This is a genomic window from Streptomyces sp. NBC_01546 (assembly GCF_045208355.1).
In the GTDB taxonomy this organism is placed as follows: Bacteria; Actinomycetota; Actinomycetes; order Streptomycetales; family Streptomycetaceae; genus Streptomyces.
Window position 1 is genome coordinate 1,628,202 of the sequence record NZ_CP109379.1, and the last position, 21,005, is coordinate 1,649,206.

Here is a 21,005-nt window from a genome sequence, read left to right on the forward strand (position 1 = left end):
GCTGCCCGTTCCACCCGCACGCTAGCCTCGCCCCCGACACCAGCTGGGAGGAGCGGTCATGAACGCACAGGTTCCGCAGGACCAACCGGAGGAGCGGGCCCACGACCTCGTGCTCTTCGGCGCCACCGGGTTCGTGGGGGCGCTGACCGCCGAGTACCTCGCCGCGCACGCCCCCGCCGGCTGCCGCTGGGCCCTCGCGGGCCGCGACCTGGCGAAGCTGGAACGGCTGCGCGAGCGGCTGGCCGCGATCGACCCGGCCTGCGCCGGGCTCCCGCTGCTGCGGGCCGACGCCTCGGACCCCGGCGCGGTGCGCGAACTGGCCGCGTCCACCCGGGTGCTGGCCACCACCGTGGGCCCGTACGTCTGGTACGGCGCGGAGCTGGTCGCCGCCTGCGCCGAGGCGGGCACGGACTATCTGGACCTCACCGGCGAGCCGGAGTTCGTGGACCGGATGTACGTCGAGCACGACGCGCGGGCCCGCGAGACCGGGGCGCGGATCGTGCACGCCTGCGGCTTCGACTCGATCCCGGCCGACCTCGGGGCGTACTTCACGGTCGGCCGGCTGCCGGAGGGGGTCCCGCTGCGGGTCGACGGGTTCATGCGCTCCAACGCCCTGTTCTCCGGCGGCACCCTGGCCTCGGCGCTGACCGCGCTGGGCCGCGGCCCGCAGACCCTGGCCGCGGCGCGCGACCGCCGGCTGCACGAGCCCCGTCTGCTGGGCCGGCGGGCCCGCGGGCCGGTCGGGGCACCGTACTTCAGCCGGGAGACCGGCGCCTGGGCCCTGCCGCTGCCCACGCTGGACCCGCGGATCGTGGCCCGGTCGGCGGCCGCGCTGGAGCGCTACGGCCCGGACTTCCGCTACCGGCACTACGCCTCGGTCAAGCACCTCCCCGTCGCGGTGGGCGGTACGGCGGCGCTGGGCGCGACGGCGGCGCTGGCCCAGGTCCCGGCGGCCCGGCGGTGGCTGATGAACCGCTGGGAGCCGGGCCGGGGACCGGACGCGGAGCGGCGGGCGCGCAGCTGGTTCACGGTGCGGTTCGTGGGCGAGGGCGGCGGCCGGCGCGTGCTCACCGAGGTGTCGGGCGGCGACCCGGGGTACGGGGAGACGGCGAAGATGCTGGCGGAGTCCGCGCTCTGCCTGGCCTACGACGCCCTGCCGCAGGCCGCCGGACAGCTGACGACGGCCGTCGCGATGGGCGACGCGCTGACCGCCCGCCTGCAGAAGGCCGGGATCATCTTCCGGGTGGCGGACGAGCGCTGAGCGGGAGTCACCCCGACCCCACAGCCTCGCGCAGGGCGCGGCGGCACAGGGAGTCCGCGTGCCGGGTGGTCTCGGGGATGCGGAAGCGGGGGCTGAGGGCGAGGACGTGGGCGCAGGCGTTGTCCAGCGAGACGCGGTGCCCGACGGAGACGAACACCGGCTTGATGCCGTCCTGGGTCCGCAGCGCCCGGCCGACCTCGGCGCCGTCGGCGGCGACCAGCGGGGCGAAGTCGCCGCGCCCCGCGCCCGGTTCCCCGTACGTGAAGGTGAACGGGTTCTTCGCGACCCCGATGGCCGGGAGCCCGGTGACCACACCGAGGTGGCAGGCGAGGCCGAAGCCGCGGGGGTGGGCGAGCCCGTAGCCGTCGCAGACGACGAGGCCGGGCGCGGCGGTCAGCGAGTCGAGGGCGGACAGTACGGTCGGCAGCTCGCGGAAGGCGAGCAGCCCGGGCACGTAGGGGAAGCTGACGTGCCCGACGGCGGTGGCTTCCTCGACGACCTCGAGGGTGGCGGCGTCGAGCACCACGGCCGCGGCGGCGACCAGGTCGCGCTCGTCGTCGTAGGCGACGTCCACTCCCGCGACCAGTCCGCGGCCGGGCGGCGGCCCGGGCTCGGTGAGCACCACCTGATGGCGTAGTTCATCCTGTATCGCCCGGGCCTCGGCCTCGTCGGCGGGGGTCTTCGTACTCGTCATGATGGAGCGAGAGTAGCCTGGCGATCATGTTCGTCATGGAGCTCACCTACATCGCGCCCGTCGAAGCCGTCGAAGACCACATGGACGCGCACATCGCCTGGCTGGACGGCCACTACGCCGCCGGAGTGTTCCTCGCGTCGGGCCGCAAGGTCCCGCGCGACGGTGGTGTGATCCTGGCCGGCGGGGTGTCCCGCGCGGAGGTCGAGAAGATCGCGGCCGAGGACCCCTTCACGGTGGCGGGCGTCTGCGCCTACCGCATCACGGAGTTCATCGCCACGAAGACCTCGGCCGACCTGGCGACGGTCCGCGAGAACCCGGTGGCATAGCAGTCGGCCGGCGGGCCGCCTCGACGGCGCCGTGACCGGCGAGGCAGCCCGTGGATCACCGTTGCGCCGTGGTCAGCGGCGTTCCAGCCGGGCCACGCGGCCCTTCTCCCCCGATGCCCAGCAGCCGGTGTCCGGGGCGCAGTCGACGGTGTCGAAGGACCCGGAGTCCAGCGGCCGCCAGCTGCGGCCGCCGTCCACCGTCACGTCGGTGCCGGTCGGACCCACCGCCAGTGCCGTGCCCCGGCTGTACGGGTACCAGGCCGCGCCGGAGCGGTAGGCCGGCGGCGGGGCGGCCGCCTGGCGCCAGCTGCGCCCGCCGTCGGAGGAGACGGCCCCGGCCTGCGGGGACGCCTGCCCGGTGCGGTAGTCGCCGCCGACCGCGAGGCCCCTCGTACGGTCCCGGAAGGCGAGGGCGAAGACGCCTCGCGCCGGGTCGCCCGCCGGGACGGTGGATTCGGCGGCCCGCCAGGTCAGGCCGCGGTCCGCGGAGTGCAGCACCCGCGCGGTCGCGCCGCCGCCCGTGGCCAGCCAGACATCGCGCGGGCCGGCGCTGACCAGGCACTGGCCGCTCGCCGCGAAGCCCGCCTCGCCGGGCAGCGCCTGCGGCATTCCGGTGTCCGGCAGGACCCGCCAGCTCCGCCCGCCGTCGTCCGTGGACAGGATCCGGAACCTGCCGTCCACCGGGTCGCTCATCGCCAGCCCGTGCCGGGAGTCGAAGAAGGTGAGGCAGTCGTAGAAGGCGCGCGGGTCGGGGTTGTGGAAGGTCTCGGTCCAGGTGGCCCCGCCGTCCTCGGTGCGCAGTACCCGGGAGGCCTCGCCCTCGCCGATCGACAGGGCCACCGCGCGCCGCGCGTCGAAGGCCTCGACATCGCGCAGCTCCAGCCCTTCCGCGACCGCGCCCGGCGGCGAGACGTCCTGCCAGCTGCGGCCGCCGTCAACCGTGCGCAGGACGGTGCCCTTGGAACCGGCGGCCCAGGCCGTGGTCCGGCTGACCGCCGCCAGCCCGCGGAAGCGGACCTCCTTGCCGGTGTCCTTCAGCGCCCAGGCCGCGCCGCGCAGTTCCGCCTGCTCTCCGGCGGCGGAGGCCTGAGCGGGCGCGGCCAGTAAGCCCACCGTCAGGGCCGCCGCGCACATGCCAACTCCCAGAAGTCTCATGGCGCCGGAAGCTAACGCACGCCCGATTCCCCGTCCAGGGTGCGTCGGCGCCCGCGCGTTCCTAGGGTGGGCCCATGCCATCCAAGGAACCCAGGGAACCCAAGGCCTACGAGGGCAAGCTCGTCACCGTCACCTACGAGGCCGGGCGGTGCCTGCACGCCGCCGAGTGCGTGCGCGGGCTGCCCGAGGTGTTCGACTCGGGGCAGCGCCCCTGGGTGCGGCCGGACGGCGCCGGTCCCGAGCGGGTCGCCGAGGTGATCCGGCGCTGCCCGTCGGGGGCGCTCCAGTACCGGCTCGCCGACGGCCCGGCCGAGGAGCCGGACCGGCCGACCACCGTCGTACGCGATCCGGCCGGACGGCTCGTGCTGCGTGGTGAACTCAGCGTGACGACCCCGGACGGGACGGTCCGCAGGGAGACCCGGGCCATGCTTTGCGCCTGTGGAGTGAGCGGTAACCAGCCCTTCTGTGACCTCTCCGGAGCCTGCGCCTCCGACTGATCTTCCTGTGCCGCATCTCCTCGACGGTCACTCTGTGCGATCACACAGGCAGGTTCCGGCCAATCGGTGACACAGCTCACGTCAGCTTCCATGCACGGATTTGCCGATTCCGGCGTCTATCGGGTTGCCGGGTTCCACCCCACAGCCCGGCAGCAGATCCGCCGCAAGGGAGTGAGCCGTGATCACTGTCATCGAGCAGGCCGTACAGGCCCGTCTGGTCGCCACCGCGCCGAAGGTCGAGACCGTTCCCGTCACACTCTGCTACGACCGTGCGGATCCGTTCGCCGTGCGCATGGCCTTCCCCGCCCCGGCCACCCTGGAGGGCATCGAGGTCTCCTGGAGCTTCTCGCGCGAGCTGCTGGAGTCCGGACTGGACCGCCCGACCGGCTGTGGCGACGTGCGCGTGCGCCCGTACGACGTGGACCGCACCACCGTCGAGTTCCACGCGCCCGAGGGCGTGGCGATCATCCTGATGCTGACGGCCGAGCTGCACCGGTTCCTGGAGCGGGCCTCGACCGTGGTGCCGCCCGGCCTGGAGCACCTCTACCTCGACATGGACCACAGCCTGGCCGAGCTGATGCGCGACACCTGCTGAGGCACCGATCACTTAATTCGTTTGCGGGCGGCTTCGGCCGCCCGTAGCTTCGTAGAGCCCCATCGCCGTCGAAACGGAGCAGGACATTGCTCGTCTGAGGTTCGAGACACCGACACAGCACCGCACCTGACCGTCGGCTGTCTCCCCGCGTTGCACGCACCACTCACGCAACCTGGAGGCCTCCATGAGCCATGCCCCTTCTTTCGTCACCTGCTCCGCACTGTCCTTCGACTGGCCCGACGGCACGCCCGTGTTCGACGGGTTCCAGCTCGCCGTCGGCCCCGGCCGCACCGGCCTGATCGGGCTCAACGGCTGCGGGAAGTCCACCCTGCTGAAGCTCATCGCAGGTGAACTGACGCCGTCCGACGGCCAGTTGTCGGTCGCCGGCCGCGTCGGCCACCTCCCTCAGAACATCACCCTCGACACCGCCCTGCGCGTGGACGAGGCCCTCGGCATCCGGACCGCCCGGGCCGCCCTGCACGCCATCGAGGCGGGCGAGGCGACCGAGGCGAACTTCACCGCCGTGGGCGACGACTGGGACGTGGAGGAGCGGGCCCTGGCCACGCTCGACCAGCTCGGGCTCGCCCGGATCGGCCTTGACCGGACCGTCGGCGAACTCTCCGGCGGCGAGTGCGTACTGCTGCGGCTGGCCGCCCTGCTGCTGGCACGTCCCGACGTCCTGCTGCTGGACGAGCCCACCAACAACCTGGACCTGCGGGCCCGCGGCCGCCTGTACGAGGCGGTCGAGTCCTGGACCGGCGTGATGATGCTGGTCAGCCACGACCGGGAGCTGCTGGAGCGGGTCGACCAGATCGCCGATCTGCGCGACGGCGAAGTCCGCTGGTACGGCGGGAACTTCACGGACTACGAGGAGATGCTCGCCGCCGAGCAGGAGGCGGCCGAGCGGATGGTCCGCGTCGCGGAGGCCGACGTACAGCGGCAGAAGCGCGAACTGGCCGACGCCCAGGTCAAACTGGCCCGGCGCAAGCGGTACGGCCAGAAGATGAACGACACCAAGCGCGAGCCGAAGATCGTGATGGGTGCACGCAAGCGGGCCGCGCAGGAGTCGGCCGGCAAGCACCGCATCATGCACACCGAGAAGCTGGCCCAGGCGAAGGAACGGCTGGACCACGCGGTGGAGGCGGTCCGCGACGACGACGCGATCCGCATCGAACTGCCCGCCACCCAGGTCCCGCCGGGCCGGCGCGTCCTGACCCTGAGCGATCTGCGACTGGCCCACGGGGCGTCCGTACGGGGCGAGTGGGAGCTGCGCGGTCCGGAACGGATCGCGCTGGTGGGCCGCAACGGCTCGGGCAAGACCACGCTGCTGCGCACGATCGCGGGACTGCTCGCGCCGGAGTCCGGTGCGGCGGTCACCCATGTGACCACCCGGTTCCTGCCCCAGCGGCTGGACGTGCTCGACGACGGCCGGTCGGTGGTGGAGAACGTGGCGCGGTTCGCCCCGCAGGCCACGAACAACCTGATCCGGGCGCGGCTGGCGCACTTCCTGTTCCGGGGCGCCCGGGCGGACCGGCCGGCGGGCACCCTGTCCGGCGGCGAGCGCTTCCGCGCGGCGCTGGCGGCGCTGCTGCTGGCCGAGCCGGCTCCGCAGCTGCTGATGCTGGACGAGCCGACGAACAATCTGGACCTGGCGAGCGTGCGGCAGTTGACGGAGGCGCTGGAGTCGTACGAGGGGGCGCTCGTGGTGGCAAGCCATGACGTGCCGTTCCTGGAGTCGATCGGCATCACGCGGTGGCTGCTGCTGGACGGCGAGCTGCGGCCGACCACGGCGGAGGAGGTCCGGGAGACCCTGTGGCACGACTGACCGGGCGGCGCGTTCTGCGCTAACGGGGAAGTAAGGCCCAGGACTTGGTGCCTCCCATGGAGGTGAGGACGGGGGTCAGCCCCCAGTCCCCGCCGCAGGCCTCGACGGCAGAGGCCAGCAGCCACATCCCGCGGCTGCGCCTTCGCCGGCACTCCTCGCTCGCCTCGGGCGAGGAGTGCGCGGGGTGCTGGTCGTAGACGACGATCCGCAGCGCGTCGAACTGCCAGCGGAGCCCCAGCAGCAACTGCTTGTCGGGCGTGAACCGGTGTGCGCACGCGACGAGTTCGGAGGCGGCGAGCGCCGACGTGTCACACAGGTCGGCCAGGCCGTGCCGGGCGAGCAGGGACCGGACCAGGGAGCGGGCGCTCCCCGCGCAGTAGGCGCCACCCGGCAGGCCTATCGAGTAGTCCAGCCTCTCCGCCTCGGCCGGTATTCGCCCGGGTTCGCGGACCGGCCGCAGGCCACGCAGGGTGCCCGTCATCGTGCTGCTCCAAATATGGGTGGGGTCGACAGCCGTGTGATCAAAGACCGGGGTGGTCCTGGAGTGGTCAAACGGGGACACGAGGTCGCCCCGTGTGAGACTTGCACTACCGACCGTAGCCCAACCCGGTGCACAGTGCTACCACTTGTACGAACACATGATGATTTCTCATGGCATTTCAGGATGGGTACGGGCACGTGCGCCCCGGTGCACGACAGCGAGGGGGCGAACTGCTTCCGCTTCGGTCTCGACGCCGACGGGAAGGCCTACATCGGCACGACGGAGTCGGCGGCGTACGTCAGCGACTCGATCCAAGCCCTCCGGGCACTGATCTCGGCCGTCAAGGCGGGAGCGGCGGACCACCTTGTGGCGTGACTTTGGCTCGCAGCTTCCCTCTCAGGACCCCCTCAAACTGCATAGATAACCGGATGTAACCGGTCATAGCCTCCCCTGGGGCTTGGCTGGGTCTTGATGTCGCGCTTAACCTACGACTCCGTAGGCTACGGAACCGTAGGTAATTCGCTTTGCACCCAGGAGTACCCGTGACGATCACCTCTCCCCACCTCGGCAGCTCGGAGGCGTGGACCGACGCCAAGTTGCTGTTCGCGCTGGAAGAGGTGGTCGAAAAGGAGCTCAACCGCCATCTGAAGGTCACCAAGGACTGGATGCCCCACGAGTACGTCCCGTGGAGCGACGGCCGGAACTTCCCGGGCTTCTTCGAGGACGGCGAGGCCTGGGACCCGGAGCAGTCCAAGGTCACTGATATCGGCAAGATCGCGCTGGTCGTGAACCTGCTGACCGAGGACAACCTCCCCAGCTACCACCACGAGATCGCCTCGCTCTTCGGCCGCAACGGCGCCTGGGGCACCTGGGTGCACCGCTGGACGGCCGAGGAGGGCCGCCACGGCATCGTGATGCGCGACTACCTGCTGGCCTCGCGCGCCGTGGACCCGGACAAGCTGGAAGCGTTCCGGATGCAGCACATGTCGGAGGGGTTCGAGTCCGACAACCGCCACTCCATGCTGCACTCGGTGGCGTACGTCGCCTTCCAGGAGCTCGCCACCCGCATCTCGCACCGCAACACCGGCCACCAGTCCGGTGACCCCGTGTGCGACCGGATGCTGGCGCGCATCGCGCAGGACGAGAACCTGCACATGGTCTTCTACCGCAACCTGCTGGGCGCGGCCTTCGAGCTCGCCCCGGACCTGACGATGCAGGCCGTACGGGACGTCGTGGTCAACTTCCGGATGCCCGGACACGGCATGCCCGGCTTCGAGCGGATGGCCGCGCAGATGGCGATCGGCGGGGTCTACAACCTGCGGATCCACCACGACGACGTACTGAGCCCCGTGATCCGCTTCCTGAAGATCATGGACATCGACGGCCTGGGCCCCGACGGCCAGAAGGCCCAGGAGGAGCTCGGCCTCTTCATGAACGGCCTGGACGCTGAGGCCCGCAAGTTCGACGAGCGCCTGGCCGCCCGCGCGGCCCGCATCGCGGCCCGCAAGGCCTGACCGCTTTCCCCCCACTCGCCCGAGTGCGGCCGATTGCCCTGGCAGAGCAGCGCTCTGCCAGGGTTTTCGCGTCCCCGGACCCTGATCAGGGGCGGCGGGAGCGCAGGGCGAGGCGCTCGGATTCCGAGAGGCCGCCCCAGACGCCGAAGCGCTCGTCATTGGCCAGGGCGTACTCCAGGCACGCCGCCCGCCCCTCGCACGCCCCGCACAGCCGCTTCGCGTCGCGCAGCGACGAGCCCGGCTCCGGGAAGAAGAAGCCCGGGCCCGTCTGGGCGCACAGGGCGAGGTCGTACCAAGCGGTGGCGGTGCTGGCGGTGGTGGTGTTCATCGACATGCCGGTGATACTGGCCGCCCTCGATGGACGTCCTATCAACGCGCGATCAACACCACGTCACGCAGCTCCGCCCGGCGGGGGCGCCGGCACGCTGGCTATGACCGCGAACCGCGCACCGAAGGGATCCGCCAGCTTGGCCAGGCGGCCGACTCCCTCCAGGGTGATCGGTGTCAGCCGGACCTTGCCGCCCGTCTCCTCCGCTTTCGCCGCTGTCGCGTCGCAGTCGGCGACCTCGAAGTACGGGGTCCAGTAGGGCCGCTCTGCGTCCTCCACGGGGTCCGTGGAGAGGGGGACCAGCCCGCCCGCGGCCGCCTCGTCCGTCGTGCCGGCCGGTCTGACCGTCGTGTACGTGCCGCCTTCGAACGGCACGCCGCCGATCTGCCAGCCGAGCACCGCGTGGTAGAACTCGGCCGCCGCGTCCAGGTCGCCGGTGTACAGCTCGGTCCAGCACAGGGAGCCGACCTCCGTCACCGCGCCCAGGCCCCTGTTCTTCCTCGGCTGCCACACCCCGAAGCCCACGCCCTCCGGATCGGTGAACATCGCCATCCGGCCGGAGTCCATGACGTCCATCGGCTCGAACGTCACCGTGCCGCCCGCCTCGGCCACGGCCGACGCCGTCGCATCCGCGTCGGCCGTCTGGAAGTACATCTGCCAGGCAGCCGGACCCTGTGCCGCCGGGACGGTCATTCCGCCCGCGACCGTCTTGTCGCCGAGGTGGAACATCCCGTATCCACCGGCCTCCTCGCCGCCCGCCCGGAAGTCCCAGCCGAACAGTCCTTCGTAGAAACCGGCGGCCGCGCCGATGTCCGGGGTACCGAGGTCCACCCAGTTCGGGGAGCCGTCCTTGTAGTCCGTGGTGAGCATGGTCCGCGCCCCTTCCGCTGTCCTGTCGTGTCCCGTCCCTCTTCGAGCATGGCACCCGCCACTGACAGCGGCCCCGGGCCCGCTCCACAAGGTGAACGACCGTGCGTTCGATAAAATGGCGAGATGGCAGACGGACGCGTGGAACGCGGCAACCGGACGCGGCGAACCGTTCTCGACCGGACCGTGGCCATCGCCTCCGTGGACGGCCTGGAAGGCCTGTCCCTGGGGAAGATCGCCGCGGATCTCGGCCTGAGCAAGAGCGGTGTGTTCGCCCTCTTCGGCTCCAAGGAGGACCTCCAGCTCGCCACCGTCCGCGCCGCCGTGGACGTGTTCGTCGAGGAGGTCGTGCGGCCCGTACGCCACGACCCCGCGGGCGTCGCCAAGGTGTGGCGGGTGTGCGAGCGCTGGCTCGGCTACTCCGCACGCCGCGTCTTCCCGGGCGGCTGCTTCTTCTGCGCGGTCTCCGCGGAGTTCGACGCGCGCCCCGGCCCCGTACGCGACGAGATCGCCAAGGTCCGCTCGGACTGGACGCGTTACATCGAGCGGGTGCTGGACGAAGCGCGGCTGACGGGCGGGCTCAGGGACGGGGCCGACGCGGCGGACGTGCCACAGCTCGCCTTCGAGGTGATCGCCCTGATGGAACTGGCCAACGCGCATTCCGTCCTGCACGACGACCCGATGGCATACGAGAGGGCCGGCCTAGGCATCCTCGACCGGCTGCGGGCGGTGGCGGCCATGCCGGAGGAACTCCCGCAACGGCCGCCCGCGTCAGCGGGTGACCACCGATGACGTGGCGGAAGCGGCGCCCGGCGGGTCAGTCCTCGTGCTTTGCCCGGCTCGGCTGGACGCGCTTGGGTTCCCCCGGCATCTTCGGGTAGTCCGGGGGGTAGGGCATGTCGCCCAGGCCGTGTTCGTGTTCGTCGCGGGCGGCGAGTTCGAGTACGGCGTCCAGGGTGAAGGCGTGGTCGTCCATGTCCGCGTGGAGGTCGCCCAGTTCGGCGAAGCGGGCCGGCATCGTCACGATGTCGAAGTCGCGCGGCTCGGCGTCGTCCACCTCGTCCCAGCGCAGCGGCGCCGACACCGGGGCGTGCGGGCGGGGGCGGACGGAGTAGGCGGAGGCGATCGTGCGGTCGCGCGCCGTCTGGTTGTAGTCGACGAAGATCCGCTCGCCGCGCTCCTCCTTCCACCAGGCCGTCGTGACCTTGCCCGGCATACGGCGTTCCAGTTCCCGGCCGAGGGCGATGGCGCACCTGCGGACCTCGGTGAAGGTCCAGCGCGGCTCGATCGGAACGAAGACGTGCAGGCCGCGGCCGCCCGAGGTCTTGGGCCAGCCCCGCAGCCCCAACTCCTCCAGCAGAGCGCGCAGTTCATGTGCGGCTGCCACCGCGTGGTGGTAGTCCGTGCCCGGCTGCGGGTCCAGGTCGATCCGCAGCTCGTCCGGCCGGTCGGTGTCCTCGCGCCGCACCGGCCACGGGTGGAAGGTGAGGCAGCCCAGGTTGGCGGCCCACAGGACGGCGGCCGGCTCGGTCGGGCAGATCTCGTCGGCGCTGCGTCCGCTCGGGAAGGCGATGTGGGCGGTCGGGATCCAGTCGGGAAGGTTCTTCGGCGCCCGCTTCTGGAAGAAGGACTCGCCCTCCACCCCGTCCGGGAACCGTTCCAGGGTCGTCGGCCGGTTGCGCAGGGCGCGCGTGATGCCGTCCGCGACCGCGAGGTAGTACTCGGCCACGTCCCGCTTGGTGAGTCCGCGCTCGGGGAAGTACACCTTGTCCGGGCTGGACAGCCGTACCGTCCGCCCGCCCGCGTCCAGCTCGATGGCATTGCCGGCAGCACCCATGTGCGCCACGGTAGGCGGGTCCGGCCGGGTGCGCACACCGGGCGGGCCCGGACGTACCACCGCAGAATCGAAGACATGGATCTGCCGGTGATGCCGCCCGTGAAACCGATGCTCGCCAAGTCCGTGGCGAAGATCCCGCCTGGGATGCAGTACGAGGCCAAGTGGGACGGTTTCCGGGCCGTCGTGCACCGCGACGGAGACGAGATCGAGATCGGCAGCCGGACGGGCAAGAGCCTGACCCGGTACTTTCCCGAACTGGTGGCGGCCCTCAAGGAGAACCTGCCCGACCGCTGCGTCGTCGACGGCGAGGTCGTGATCGTCAACGGCGGGCGTCTCGACTTCGACCGGCTGACCGAGCGCATCCACCCCGCCGCGTCGCGCGTGAAAATGCTCGCCGAGACGACCCCCGCCAGCTTCGTCGCCTTCGACCTGCTCGCGCTCGGCGACGAGGCGCTCCTCGACACCCCGCTCACCGAGCGCCGCAGCGCCCTCGCCCGGTCCCTCTCCACCGCTCGGCCCCCCGTTCACCTCGCGCCCGCGACCACCGATCCCGCGCTCGCGCAGGAGTGGTTCGAGCGGTTCGAGGGCGCCGGGCTCGACGGGGTGATCGCCAAACCCCTCGACCTCCCCTACCGGCCCGATGCCCGCCTCATGTTCAAGATCAAGCACGAGCGTACGGCGGACGTCGTCCTCGCGGGTTTCCGTTTCCACAAGAGCGGTCCGATTGTCGGATCGCTGCTGCTCGGGCTGTACGACGGCCACGGCGCCCTCCAGCACGTCGGCGTGTGCGCGGCGTTCCCGATGAAACGCCGCGCCGAGCTGGTCGAGGAGCTCGAACCGCTGCGCATGCCGGACCCCGAGGGCCATCCGTGGGCCGCCTGGGCCGACGAGTCCGCCCACGAGAGCGCCCGGCTGCCCGGCGCGCAGAGCCGCTGGACGGGGAAGAAGGACCTGTCCTGGGTGCCGCTGCGCCCCGAGCGGGTCCTCGAGGTGAAGTACGACCACATGGAGGGCGACCGGTTCCGGCACACCGCCCAGTTCCGCCGCTGGCGGCCCGACCGGGCGCCGGAGAGCTGCACCTACACCCAGTTGGAGGAGGTCGTCGGATACGACCTCGCCGAGGTGCTCGGCCCAGCCCCGACCGGCTGAACGCCCGGGCTCACCCTGCCGTCAGCTTCTCCCACTCCGCCCGGTCCGGTCCCACCGCGTTCGGCTCGTAGTCCGGCCGCGCGGCCAGCCAGCGCGCCACCCGGGCCCGGATCTCCGGATCCGCGTACGCCCGCTCCGGGGGATCCGCCAGGTGCCGGACCCTGGCCCGTGCCCGCATCACCTCCGGATCCTCCAGCGCGCAGTCGAACAGCGCCGCCACCTCACGGGCCGTCCCCGTACGCCCGACCCGGGTCGCGAACCGCTCCCCGATGGCGGCGTCGGCGATGACCTGGAAGTCGAACCACGGCTTCAGGGTGCGCACCGCCCAGGCATGGTGGTCGGCGGCGAACCGCTCCGATTCCGGGTCCTGATGCGCCGTACGGGCCACCCTGCGGGCAGCCCACAGAGCGAGCGAGGTGCCCTGCCCGAGGGTCGGGTTGGTGTGCGTGATCGCGTCCCCGACCGGCACCATCCCGGTCACCACCGGCCCCCGCTCGTCGACCAGCGCGCTCCACCGGTTGTCCAGGCTCGCGGTGGCCAGCACCTCCGACAGCGGTTCGGCGCCCAGTGCCAGCCAGGCCGCGCCGGGCGGGAAGGAACGGGCCGCGCCCTCGAACACGGCGGGGTCGCGCAGCGCCGAGCGCGTGGCGTCCGTGGTGTGCACGAACAGCGTCACGGCGAAGACCCGGTTGTCGGCGGGGAAGACCGCGCACCCCGCGAAGGCGCCGCCCGTCACCGCCCAGGGGCGGCGCGGCCCCTCGTCCATCCCCTCGGGCAGCCGGTACCAGCGGCAGAAGTACGCGAGCCCCGTGCGGTGCCGCTCCACGACCGGCGGACGGCAACCCGCCGCGGTGAGCCAGCGCTCGACGCCGCCGCGCCTGCCTCCCGCGTCGACGACGAGGTCCCCCGGGTAGCCACCGACCTCCGTGGTCACTCCCGTCACCCGGTCCCCGGGGGCCGTGAGCAGCCCGGTGACCGGTTCCCCGTACCGCGAGACGACACCCGGTTCGGCGCGCAGGGCGGTGGCCAGCGCGCTCTCCAGAACGATGCGACGGGCCTGGAGCATGACGAGGTCGTCGTCGCCGGGGCGCGCGGGCGGCCGTACGTCGAACCAGTCCAGCTCGTGCCGCTCGCGCGCTCCGAGCCTGAGCATCTCCGCGTGGACATCGGGCAGTTCCTCGCGCAGGACGTTGCGCGCGGCCCCCAGCAGCGCGTGCGGCTGACTCGCCTGCGGCACGGCCGGGCGCCGCCAGCCGAAGAAGTCGCGGTCGAGCGCGGTTCCCGGGGCGCGCGTGTCGCGCTCGAACAGTTCCACCGTGTGGCCCTGCCGTGCCGCGAGCAGGGCGGTGGCAAGCCCTCCGACACCTCCGCCGATGACGAGTAGATGTGCCATTGCGCCCCCCCTGAGCCGATGAACCGTACGACGATCACACCGCCCAGAGCCTGCGCGATCGAGAGGCGGCCGAAACCCGCACGATTGTCCGAGACGGCGGTCGTACGCAGGCCCGCTCGGCCCCGTCTCCGGCCTGCGGCCCGCCTACCGCGCGCCCGCCGCCGCGCGGTACGCCTCCACCGCACGCCGGGTCTCCGCCTCGATCAGCTCGGTGTTGATCGCGACGGCCGCGCGCACCCCCTGGGCGGCCGCGCCCGCGACCTGCTCCATCGGGGAGGTCACGTTGCCCGCCACCCAGACACCCGGGTGCGCGGTGGCCCCGGTCACGGGGTCGGACTCGACGCAGGTGCCGATGACGTGGCCGTCCCGCTCCAGGGCCGCCGTCGGCAGGCCCAGCCCGGTCAGGACGCCGGAGCGGGCGGTGAACCGGGGCGCGACCACGAGCGCCCCGCACCGGGCCGCGCCCCCGCCGGCCAGGCTCACCCCGGTCAGCCGGTCCTCGTCGACGAGGAGCCCGGTCACCTCGCCCTCGACGACATCGACGCCCCGGGCGGCCAGCAGCTCCCGGTCCTCGGCGGTGAGCCGCCAGGTGTGGGCGAGCAGGGTGGTCCGCGCACTCCACTGCCGCCACAGCCCGGCCTGGAACACGGCGAGGGGGCCGTCGGCCAGCACCGCGACCGGCTCGTCCCGGACCTCCCAGCCGTGGCAGTACGGGCAGTGCAGCACGTCCCGCCCCCAGCGCGCCCGCAGCCCCGGCACGGCAGGGAGCTCGTCCACCAGGCCGGTGGTGACCAGCAGCCGCCCCGCCCGGACGGTCGATGCGTCGCCGCAGCGGACGAGGAAGCCCCCGTCGGGCAGCCGGTCCGCGGCGACGACCGTGCCCGGCCGGATCCGCCCGCCGTAGCCGGTGACCTCCGCCCGCCCCTTGGCCAGCAGGTCGGTCGGGCTCTGCCCGTCGTGGCCGAGGTACGCGTGCATGTGCGCGGCGGGGGCGTTGCGGGGGCTGCCGGAGTCGATCACCAGCACCGAACGGCGGGCGCGGACCAGGGTCAGCGCCCCGGCAAGCCCGGCGGCTCCCCCGCCGACGACCACCACGTCGAACCGTTCCGTCATCGCGTCTTCGTCCCTGTCGGTATCCATACGGTCGGTATCCATACGGTGAGAATCTTCCCGCCGGCCCGAACTTGACAAATGTTGTTGCCGAAGCGGCAAATAGGAGTCATGGCCACCGAGAACCAGGATGAGGAACTCGCCGGCGTGCTGACCGCCGTCGGCCCGCGGCTGCGCGCCCTGCGCCAGGAGCGCGGCACCACGCTGGCCCAGCTCAGCGAGGCCACCGGAATCTCGCTCTCCACCCTGTCCCGGCTCGAATCCGGACAGCGCCGGCCCACGCTGGAGCTGCTGCTCCCGCTGGCCAAGGCGCACCGGGTGGCGCTCGACGAGCTGGTCGGCGCGCCGGAGACCGGGGATCCGCGGATCCGCCCGCGCCCCATCGTCCGAGGCGGCAGCACCATCGTGCCGCTGACGCGCCACTTCGGCGGGGTGCACGCCTTCAAGCAGATCTTCCCGGCCGTCGAAGGCACTCAGCCCCTGCCGGAACTGCGCGTCCACGAGGGTTACGAGTGGCTGTACGTGCTGTCCGGGCGCATCCGGCTGCTGCTGGGCGAACACGACCTCGTCCTCGGCGCCGGGGAGGTCGCCGAGTTCGACACGCGCACCCCGCACGCCTTCTTCAACGCGGGTCCGCAGGCGGCGGAGTGCCTCAGCCTCTTCGGACCGCAGGGCGAGCGGATCCACGTCCGCGCCCGGCCCACCACCTCACCGGAAGGACGTCCATGAGCACCACCGACGAGCGCCCCGAACGCCCCGAGAGGGCCGTCCCGCAGCCCAACGCCGTAGTCGGCGTCGGCCTGGTCGTGGTCGGCCCTGACGGCCGGGTCCTGCTCGGCCAGGCGCACGACGGCCGCTGGGAGCTGCCCGGCGGCAAGGTCGACCCCGGGGAGGGCTTCGAACAGGCCGCCGCCCGGGAACTCGCCGAGGAAACGGATCTGCGGGCGGACCCCGAGGGGATCCGTGTGCTCTCCGTGCAGATCGACGCGAAGTCGGGCCTGACCCGGCTGACGGCGGCCGCCGTGACCAGCACGGCCCACGGGGTCCCCGCCGTCACCGAGCCGCACAAGATCACGCGCTGGCAGTGGTTCGCCCCGGCCGACATCCCCGAGGCCCTCTACGCCCCGTCCGCGGCGGTACTGCGCACCTGGCGCCCGGACCTCACGACACTGCCGCACGTGCCCTCGTACGACTACCGTTGCTATGCGAGTTGACCGGTGTTGGCCGAATCGCCATGAACCGGGCCAGACGCGGGACGTCTGGCACCGGGTGTCTCCCGAACGGTCTTGGAGACAGGGAACAGCGCAAGCTGATCGCTTCGGTCCCGGCAGGTCCTGTCACCCTGGTGGGGTGTGCCTGTGGTCCTTGGCGGGCTTGTGGTCCCGCGTGCCCTGGGGCGGGGGACGGTCTGGCCGGTAGCTCTCCGCATCACGATCCTCTGGTCGTGTGCGGTCACACCTGGCCGACGCCGTATCCCGTAGCCGAGGGCCCGCCTGCCGATCGCCACCGGGCGGCATGGTGCCCGGTGACGGTGGTCTTGGATTGTTGCTGGAGTGGGGCCTGCCAGTGCTGCCCGCCCCAGCGTGAGGTGTAGGCAGGATCGACCGCGACAACGACGAGCCCGGCGTGATGGGCCATCCCGCGCAGGCGTTCCCGGAAGCGCGCGGTGGGCATGCCTGCGACGGTGCGGCGAAACGTCTTGCCGCGTTTGCCACGTCCCATGGTTTCCCGGCCGATGGCGCGGGCGTCGTCGAAACCGAGGTTCTCGATGGCGAGACCGGCGCATCCGTGTGTCTTGGCGAGGTCGGTCAGTTCGGTGATCGCGGCACGCAGGCGACCGTCGCGCTGAGATGCGGGTCCGGTCAGGCTGGTGAACACCGTGAACGGTTCACCGACCGGATTGCCGTGTGGGTCCACGACGCAGGCGGCGAGGTGGCCGACGTTGAGGTCCACGGCGAGCAGCCGCGCGCCGCCGGCGGTGAGCTCGTCCGGGGTGGGCCGCACTGCCTTCGGGGTGGACCAGGAGGCGTCGAGGTACCAGCGGCCGCGCACGGGGTCGTGGGTGATGTCGTAGCGGACGGCCTGGTTGGCGGTGACCCGGTCCACCCACTCCTCCCCGCGATGGTTGAACATGACCGTGCAGGCGAGCCGGTAGCGGCCGCGCGGTGCGTTCGCGAGGTGCCTGAGCGGTTCCGGCAGGACGATCGTGACCGTGCCGTCGGCCGGGTCCACGCTGATCGTGTAGTTGCCGTACGGCGCCCCCGACTCGCCGTCCGCGGTCAGGAACAGACGGGCCGCATCCCACCGCTCCCGCCACTCGCGTTCGCCAAGCCCGGCGTCAGCGAGGCTGTGCCGGTTCTTCACCAGCCGACGGCCACCGACAACGATCGCCGGATGCCCGGCCTGGATGCGCGCCTCTAGCTCGGCCAAACGGGCCGTGAGTAACCGTAACCGGTACTGCTTCTGCGCGCGCTCGGCCTGGTCCGAGTATCCGCGGACACCGCCCACGCGTTGCCCGCACGGCACCGCCACCCGCTTACCGATCTTCGCGATGGCCCGGCGTAGGGACGCCCGCTCATCGAACAGGCATCGCAGGCTGAGCTGGAACTGGTCCTCGCTGGCCCGGGTGATCGCACCCGCCCACCGAGACGACGACACCTTCGTCAGCGCCCGCTTACGCTCCGCCCGCCGATTGTCCTCGACCGCCACCCTGCCAATACGGACACGCTCCGCCAGATCGACACGGGCGTGATGACCGAGGTGCTCACCCAGGAGCGTCAGGACCTTCTCATCCGCCGAATACAGGCGCAGCCGGTCACGGATACGCGCACCAGCAGGGGCCGCGATCGTGAACGGAGGAGCCAACGCCCGCAGTTCAGGGCGCCCCCTCCGTGCACCGCGTCTCACAAGCCGCCTCGCCTCCACCCGCCACAGACGGGACATTCCGACCCCCACAGGCAACCAGTCCAGCAAGCCCCGGCGCCCTGTCACGCCGTACCTTCACCCAAACGAGGTATCCGACGGCCAACAATGGCCTACAGCCAATCCAACAGCCGTCAACCCGCCCGGAACCGGGACGGCGGCACCGGCCCCCGGCGCGCCAGAGACCCCGACCACCTCAGCTCACCGCGGCGACCGTCACCACCGTGACCGCCGCCATCGCCGCCTGCATATCGCGGATGGCGGCGCGCACCCTCTCGGCCGCCCACTGGCCGGCGGCTATCTCCGCCATCCGCGGGGTGACCTGCCCGCGAGGCAGGTCGGGGAAGGCGAGCCGGTGCAGCTTGGCCGCGTGCAGCAGGGCGACGAGACCCGCCGTGCGCTCGTCCGGTTCGGCGCCCGTCAGTACGGCGGCGGCGAGCCGCTCCCGCAGCGCCCGCTCGGCCGCACCGTCGGCCTCGGGGTAGCGGCGCCGCGGGAACACCCCGAGCACCTTGCTCTCCTCGACCACGACAATGCCGCGCGCACGCAGCCGCTCCACGGCGGCGCCGACCGCCTTGGCCTGGTCCTTCGTCAGCCAGTCCGTCACCCGGCGCTTGCTGCGTCCGCGCAGCCACGTCCCGATCAACCGGAGCCGGCCGTCGAGCAGTTCCTCCCCGGTGGGCGTGTCGTCCGCCAGTTCCAGGTACTTGCCCTTCACCGACACCCGCTCCGCCAGGACGAGTTCGAGCAGGATCCCGCCCGCCACGGCCCAGCCCACCGCCTGCCGCTGCCTCGTCGCCCCGGACTCGTCGTCCAGGGAGAGCAGCATGATCTCCTCCGCCAGCGTGATGCCCATGAGCGATACCCCCGTTGCTCGCACTTCCCGAAGGGAATGACGCCCGACGGCCACCGGAAGTTCCCCGCTACGTCACCGCCCGCGGCGCGAAGTTGCCCTCGCGCAGGTCCTCCGCCAGCAGTCGCTTCGCGATCGCGTCCGCCGCCACCCGGAGCTCGGCGCTCCGCGGGCGGCCGCGGTCCTTCTCCAGCTGGTCGCCGAGCCAGTGGGCCCACGCCGCCGAGATGACGTCGGCCTCCCGCTGGCCGGCCGGGGTGAGCGTGAAGAAGCTGTCCTCGCGGCTGAGGTAGCCCTCCTCCACCATCCGGTCGAAGACCGGGAGCAGTACCTCCGGCGGCACGGAGCGGCGCCCGGCGATCAGGCCGAGGCTGGCGTGACCCACCGTCCGGGTCATCAGGTCCACGTGCATCACCGCCCACGCGCCCGCGATGTCCAGCCGGGTGTCCGAGCCCGCGACGATCGCGCGCGCCGTCTCCGGCCCCATGGTCCGTACGAGTTTGCCGACGGCCAGCTCCAGCAGCTTGGCCGAATCCCCGGAGGCCGTGGCCGGCGAGCCGAAACCGTCCCCCATGTCCGTCGATCCGGCGCGGGCGCTGTCGCGCAGGTGCACCTGCTTGAGGAAGAGCGCGACGACGAAGCCGACGACCGCCACCGGCACGGTCCACAGGAACACCGTGTGCAGGGCCTGGGCGTACGCGTCGATGACCGGGCCCGCGGCCACGGGATCGAGCCCGTGCACCCCTTGCGGGCTGGACGCGGCCTCGGCCAGCTGCGCCGGGTCCTGTCCGGTGAGCCGCGCCGCCTCCGCGACGGCCGCCTCCAGTTCGGGCCCCAGGGTGTTCGCGTAGATCGTTCCGAAGACCGCCGTCCCGAAGGCGCTGCCGAGCGTACGGAAGAACGTGACCCCGGAGGTGGCCGTGCCGAGGTCCGCGTAGTCGACGGTGTTCTGCACGGCGATCGTCAGCACCTGCATGGACAGGCCGATGCCCGCACCGAACACGAACATGTACAGCGACTCCAGCAACGTGTTGGTCCCCGGCTGCATCCGCGACAGCAGGTACAGGCCGACCCCCATGACCGCGTTGCCCACGATCGGAAAGATCCGGTACTGGCCGGTCCGGCTGGTGGCGTTGCCGCTGAAGACCGACGCGAGCAGCAGCCCGAAGACCATGGGCAGGGTCCGGACGCCCGAGATCGTGGCCGAGTCCCCGTCGACGTACTGGAGGTAGGTCGGCAGGAACGTCAGCGCGCCGAGCATCGCGAACCCGACGATGAAGCTCAGTACCGAGCACACGGAGAACACCGGGTTGCGGAAGAGCCGCATCGGCAGCATCGGCTGGGCGGCCCGTGTCTCGACCAGGCAGAACAGGGCCAGCGCGAGCGCACCGCCCGCGAACAGGCCGATGATCACGGGCGAGGTCCAGGCGTACTCGTTCCCGCCCCAGCTGGTGGCCAGGATCAGCGCGCTCGCGCCGATCGCGACCAGGGCGATGCCCAGGTAGTCGATGACCGGCTTGCCCGAGGCACGTACCGCCGGGATCGTCCGGGCGGCCGCGACGACGACGAGGATCGCGATCGGGACGTTGACGTAGAAGCACCACCGCCAGCTGAGCTGGTCCGTGAAGAACCCGCCGAGCAGCGGTCCGATCACGGTGGCGACGCCGAAGACGGCGCCGATCATGCCCTGGTACTTGCCGCGTTCGCGCAGGGGCACCACATCGGCGATCAACGCCATCGCGGTGACCATCAGGCCGCCGGCTCCGATGCCCTGGACGCCGCGCCACACGATCAGGAACGTCATGTTGCCGGCCAGGCCGCACAGGAAGGAGCCGCTGATGAAGACGACGGCAGAGATCTGGAAGATCAGTTTCCGGCCGAAGAGGTCACCGAACTTCCCCACCAGCACCGTCGCCACGGTCTCCGCGAGCAGGTAGGAGGTCACCACCCACGACATGTGGTCCCCGCCGCCCAGATCCGCCACGATCGTGGGCAGGGCGGTTCCGACGATCGTCTGGTCGAGTGCCGCGAGCAGCACGCCCAGCATGATCGTGCCGAAGATGACGTTGCGCCGCTGCCGGTCGAGCACCGGTGGCGCGGCATGCTGTGCGGCAGAGGTGTCGACGGGGGCAGTGGTCACCCTCGCACTGTCACAGCGCCCCCGCCGCACCGCATGCCGCGCTGAGCCGTACGGGGGA

Annotated in this window: 22 protein-coding genes; 11 read left to right on the forward strand and 11 right to left on the reverse strand. The window is 72.0% G+C overall.

The features are described 5' to 3' along the window. Positions 1–58: 58 nt before the first annotated feature. Positions 59–1,261 (forward strand): trans-acting enoyl reductase family protein, encoded by a 1,203-nt coding sequence (locus OHA89_RS07810; protein ID WP_266613794.1) that lies wholly within the window; start codon positions 59–61, stop codon positions 1,259–1,261. Between the two features lie 7 nt (positions 1,262–1,268). On the opposite strand, the gene OHA89_RS07815 is transcribed toward OHA89_RS07810, so the two are convergent. After that, the gene (locus OHA89_RS07815) at positions 1,269–1,955 is read right to left on the reverse strand and encodes an endonuclease V (RefSeq protein ID WP_406365754.1); all 687 of its coding nucleotides are present in this window, start codon (positions 1,953–1,955) and stop codon (positions 1,269–1,271) included. Between the two features lie 26 nt (positions 1,956–1,981). Between OHA89_RS07815 and OHA89_RS07820 the strand changes: the two genes are divergently transcribed. Continuing rightward, entirely contained in the window at positions 1,982–2,281 is a 300-nt protein-coding gene (locus tag OHA89_RS07820; RefSeq protein WP_215142126.1) for a YciI family protein, read from the forward strand. A 72-nt stretch (positions 2,282–2,353) separates the two neighbouring features. On the opposite strand, the gene OHA89_RS07825 is transcribed toward OHA89_RS07820, so the two are convergent. After that, positions 2,354–3,436, reverse strand: a complete 1,083-nt coding sequence (locus OHA89_RS07825; RefSeq protein WP_406365755.1) for a WD40/YVTN/BNR-like repeat-containing protein — start codon at positions 3,434–3,436, stop codon at positions 2,354–2,356. A gap of 74 nt (positions 3,437–3,510) precedes the next feature. On the opposite strand from OHA89_RS07825, the gene OHA89_RS07830 reads away from it, so the two are divergent. From OHA89_RS07830 to OHA89_RS07840, 3 genes are all read left to right on the forward strand, one after another. Further along, positions 3,511–3,933, forward strand: coding sequence for a (4Fe-4S)-binding protein (locus OHA89_RS07830; protein ID WP_406365756.1), 423 nt, complete (start codon positions 3,511–3,513; stop codon positions 3,931–3,933). A 178-nt stretch (positions 3,934–4,111) separates the two neighbouring features. After that, the gene (locus OHA89_RS07835) at positions 4,112–4,528 is read left to right on the forward strand and encodes an SsgA family sporulation/cell division regulator (RefSeq protein WP_406365757.1); all 417 of its coding nucleotides are present in this window, start codon (positions 4,112–4,114) and stop codon (positions 4,526–4,528) included. 184 nt (positions 4,529–4,712) lie between these two features. Then, complete coding sequence (locus OHA89_RS07840) at positions 4,713–6,353, forward strand: ABC-F family ATP-binding cassette domain-containing protein (protein ID WP_266613802.1); 1,641 nt, start codon at positions 4,713–4,715, stop codon at positions 6,351–6,353. Positions 6,354–6,372: 19 nt separating this feature from the next. Here OHA89_RS07840 and OHA89_RS07845 read toward each other — a convergent pair whose 3' ends face one another. Then, on the reverse strand, positions 6,373–6,834 hold the full coding sequence (locus OHA89_RS07845; RefSeq protein WP_266613803.1) for an ATP-binding protein: 462 nt from the start codon (positions 6,832–6,834) through the stop codon (positions 6,373–6,375). Between the two features lie 183 nt (positions 6,835–7,017). Between OHA89_RS07845 and OHA89_RS07850 the strand changes: the two genes are divergently transcribed. Together OHA89_RS07850 and OHA89_RS07855 are read left to right on the forward strand one after the other, a co-directional pair. After that, the gene (locus OHA89_RS07850) at positions 7,018–7,209 is read left to right on the forward strand and encodes a hypothetical protein (protein ID WP_406365758.1); all 192 of its coding nucleotides are present in this window, start codon (positions 7,018–7,020) and stop codon (positions 7,207–7,209) included. A 167-nt stretch (positions 7,210–7,376) separates the two neighbouring features. Beyond that, positions 7,377–8,348: an acyl-ACP desaturase gene (locus OHA89_RS07855; RefSeq protein ID WP_215142113.1), complete on the forward strand. Its 972-nt coding sequence runs from the start codon at positions 7,377–7,379 to the stop codon at positions 8,346–8,348. An 85-nt stretch (positions 8,349–8,433) separates the two neighbouring features. On the opposite strand, the gene OHA89_RS07860 is transcribed toward OHA89_RS07855, so the two are convergent. Then, positions 8,434–8,682, reverse strand: coding sequence for a WhiB family transcriptional regulator (locus OHA89_RS07860; protein WP_266613807.1), 249 nt, complete (start codon positions 8,680–8,682; stop codon positions 8,434–8,436). A gap of 57 nt (positions 8,683–8,739) precedes the next feature. After that, complete coding sequence (locus tag OHA89_RS07865) at positions 8,740–9,546, reverse strand: VOC family protein (protein ID WP_215142109.1); 807 nt, start codon at positions 9,544–9,546, stop codon at positions 8,740–8,742. A 123-nt stretch (positions 9,547–9,669) separates the two neighbouring features. Between OHA89_RS07865 and OHA89_RS07870 the strand changes: the two genes are divergently transcribed. Then, positions 9,670–10,335 (forward strand): TetR/AcrR family transcriptional regulator, encoded by a 666-nt coding sequence (locus OHA89_RS07870; protein WP_406365759.1) that lies wholly within the window; start codon positions 9,670–9,672, stop codon positions 10,333–10,335. A 25-nt stretch (positions 10,336–10,360) separates the two neighbouring features. Here the strand turns inward: OHA89_RS07870 and ligD are convergent, their stop codons facing one another. Beyond that, a complete protein-coding gene (ligD, locus tag OHA89_RS07875; protein WP_215142105.1) occupies positions 10,361–11,380 on the reverse strand; it encodes a non-homologous end-joining DNA ligase in 1,020 nt (339 codons plus the stop codon). 75 nt (positions 11,381–11,455) lie between these two features. On the opposite strand from ligD, the gene OHA89_RS07880 reads away from it, so the two are divergent. After that, positions 11,456–12,529: an ATP-dependent DNA ligase gene (locus OHA89_RS07880; protein ID WP_257553394.1), complete on the forward strand. Its 1,074-nt coding sequence runs from the start codon at positions 11,456–11,458 to the stop codon at positions 12,527–12,529. 10 nt (positions 12,530–12,539) lie between these two features. Here the strand turns inward: OHA89_RS07880 and OHA89_RS07885 are convergent, their stop codons facing one another. Together OHA89_RS07885 and OHA89_RS07890 are read right to left on the reverse strand one after the other, a co-directional pair. Further along, positions 12,540–13,922, reverse strand: coding sequence for an NAD(P)/FAD-dependent oxidoreductase (locus tag OHA89_RS07885; RefSeq protein ID WP_266613811.1), 1,383 nt, complete (start codon positions 13,920–13,922; stop codon positions 12,540–12,542). A gap of 144 nt (positions 13,923–14,066) precedes the next feature. Continuing rightward, positions 14,067–15,062: an NAD(P)/FAD-dependent oxidoreductase gene (locus OHA89_RS07890; protein ID WP_406365760.1), complete on the reverse strand. Its 996-nt coding sequence runs from the start codon at positions 15,060–15,062 to the stop codon at positions 14,067–14,069. Between the two features lie 81 nt (positions 15,063–15,143). On the opposite strand from OHA89_RS07890, the gene OHA89_RS07895 reads away from it, so the two are divergent. Further along, a complete protein-coding gene (locus tag OHA89_RS07895) occupies positions 15,144–15,761 on the forward strand; it encodes a helix-turn-helix domain-containing protein (RefSeq protein ID WP_266613813.1) in 618 nt (205 codons plus the stop codon). Further along, positions 15,758–16,246: an NUDIX hydrolase gene (locus OHA89_RS07900; protein WP_266613814.1), complete on the forward strand. Its 489-nt coding sequence runs from the start codon at positions 15,758–15,760 to the stop codon at positions 16,244–16,246. Before OHA89_RS07895 ends, OHA89_RS07900 begins: the two co-directional genes overlap by 4 nt. Positions 16,247–16,484: 238 nt before the next feature. Here OHA89_RS07900 and OHA89_RS07905 read toward each other — a convergent pair whose 3' ends face one another. From OHA89_RS07905 to OHA89_RS07915, 3 genes are all read right to left on the reverse strand, one after another. After that, entirely contained in the window at positions 16,485–17,897 is a 1,413-nt protein-coding gene (locus tag OHA89_RS07905; RefSeq protein WP_406365761.1) for a hypothetical protein, read from the reverse strand. Between the two features lie 253 nt (positions 17,898–18,150). Next, entirely contained in the window at positions 18,151–18,810 is a 660-nt protein-coding gene (locus OHA89_RS07910; protein WP_266613818.1) for a GPP34 family phosphoprotein, read from the reverse strand. Between the two features lie 67 nt (positions 18,811–18,877). Further along, the gene (locus OHA89_RS07915) at positions 18,878–20,947 is read right to left on the reverse strand and encodes an MDR family MFS transporter (RefSeq protein WP_406365762.1); all 2,070 of its coding nucleotides are present in this window, start codon (positions 20,945–20,947) and stop codon (positions 18,878–18,880) included. Positions 20,948–21,005 lie beyond the last annotated feature (58 nt).

Coding starts and splice junctions, on each gene's coding strand:
- OHA89_RS07815 (WP_406365754.1), bottom strand. CDS start 1,955: ATGACGAGTACGAAGACCCCCGCCGACGAGGCCGAGGCCCGGGCGATA.
- OHA89_RS07880 (WP_257553394.1), top strand. CDS start 11,456: ATGGATCTGCCGGTGATGCCGCCCGTGAAACCGATGCTCGCCAAGTCC.
- ligD (WP_215142105.1), bottom strand. CDS start 11,380: ATGGGTGCTGCCGGCAATGCCATCGAGCTGGACGCGGGCGGGCGGACG.
- OHA89_RS07830 (WP_406365756.1), top strand. CDS start 3,511: ATGCCATCCAAGGAACCCAGGGAACCCAAGGCCTACGAGGGCAAGCTC.
- OHA89_RS07885 (WP_266613811.1), bottom strand. CDS start 13,922: ATGGCACATCTACTCGTCATCGGCGGAGGTGTCGGAGGGCTTGCCACC.
- OHA89_RS07845 (WP_266613803.1), bottom strand. CDS start 6,834: ATGACGGGCACCCTGCGTGGCCTGCGGCCGGTCCGCGAACCCGGGCGA.
- OHA89_RS07860 (WP_266613807.1), bottom strand. CDS start 8,682: ATGTCGATGAACACCACCACCGCCAGCACCGCCACCGCTTGGTACGAC.
- OHA89_RS07890 (WP_406365760.1), bottom strand. CDS start 15,062: ATGGATACCGACAGGGACGAAGACGCGATGACGGAACGGTTCGACGTG.
- OHA89_RS07870 (WP_406365759.1), top strand. CDS start 9,670: ATGGCAGACGGACGCGTGGAACGCGGCAACCGGACGCGGCGAACCGTT.
- OHA89_RS07840 (WP_266613802.1), top strand. CDS start 4,713: ATGAGCCATGCCCCTTCTTTCGTCACCTGCTCCGCACTGTCCTTCGAC.
- OHA89_RS07910 (WP_266613818.1), bottom strand. CDS start 18,810: ATGGGCATCACGCTGGCGGAGGAGATCATGCTGCTCTCCCTGGACGAC.
- OHA89_RS07820 (WP_215142126.1), top strand. CDS start 1,982: ATGTTCGTCATGGAGCTCACCTACATCGCGCCCGTCGAAGCCGTCGAA.
- OHA89_RS07850 (WP_406365758.1), top strand. CDS start 7,018: ATGGGTACGGGCACGTGCGCCCCGGTGCACGACAGCGAGGGGGCGAAC.
- OHA89_RS07810 (WP_266613794.1), top strand. CDS start 59: ATGAACGCACAGGTTCCGCAGGACCAACCGGAGGAGCGGGCCCACGAC.
- OHA89_RS07895 (WP_266613813.1), top strand. CDS start 15,144: ATGGCCACCGAGAACCAGGATGAGGAACTCGCCGGCGTGCTGACCGCC.
- OHA89_RS07900 (WP_266613814.1), top strand. CDS start 15,758: ATGAGCACCACCGACGAGCGCCCCGAACGCCCCGAGAGGGCCGTCCCG.
- OHA89_RS07865 (WP_215142109.1), bottom strand. CDS start 9,546: ATGCTCACCACGGACTACAAGGACGGCTCCCCGAACTGGGTGGACCTC.
- OHA89_RS07825 (WP_406365755.1), bottom strand. CDS start 3,436: ATGAGACTTCTGGGAGTTGGCATGTGCGCGGCGGCCCTGACGGTGGGC.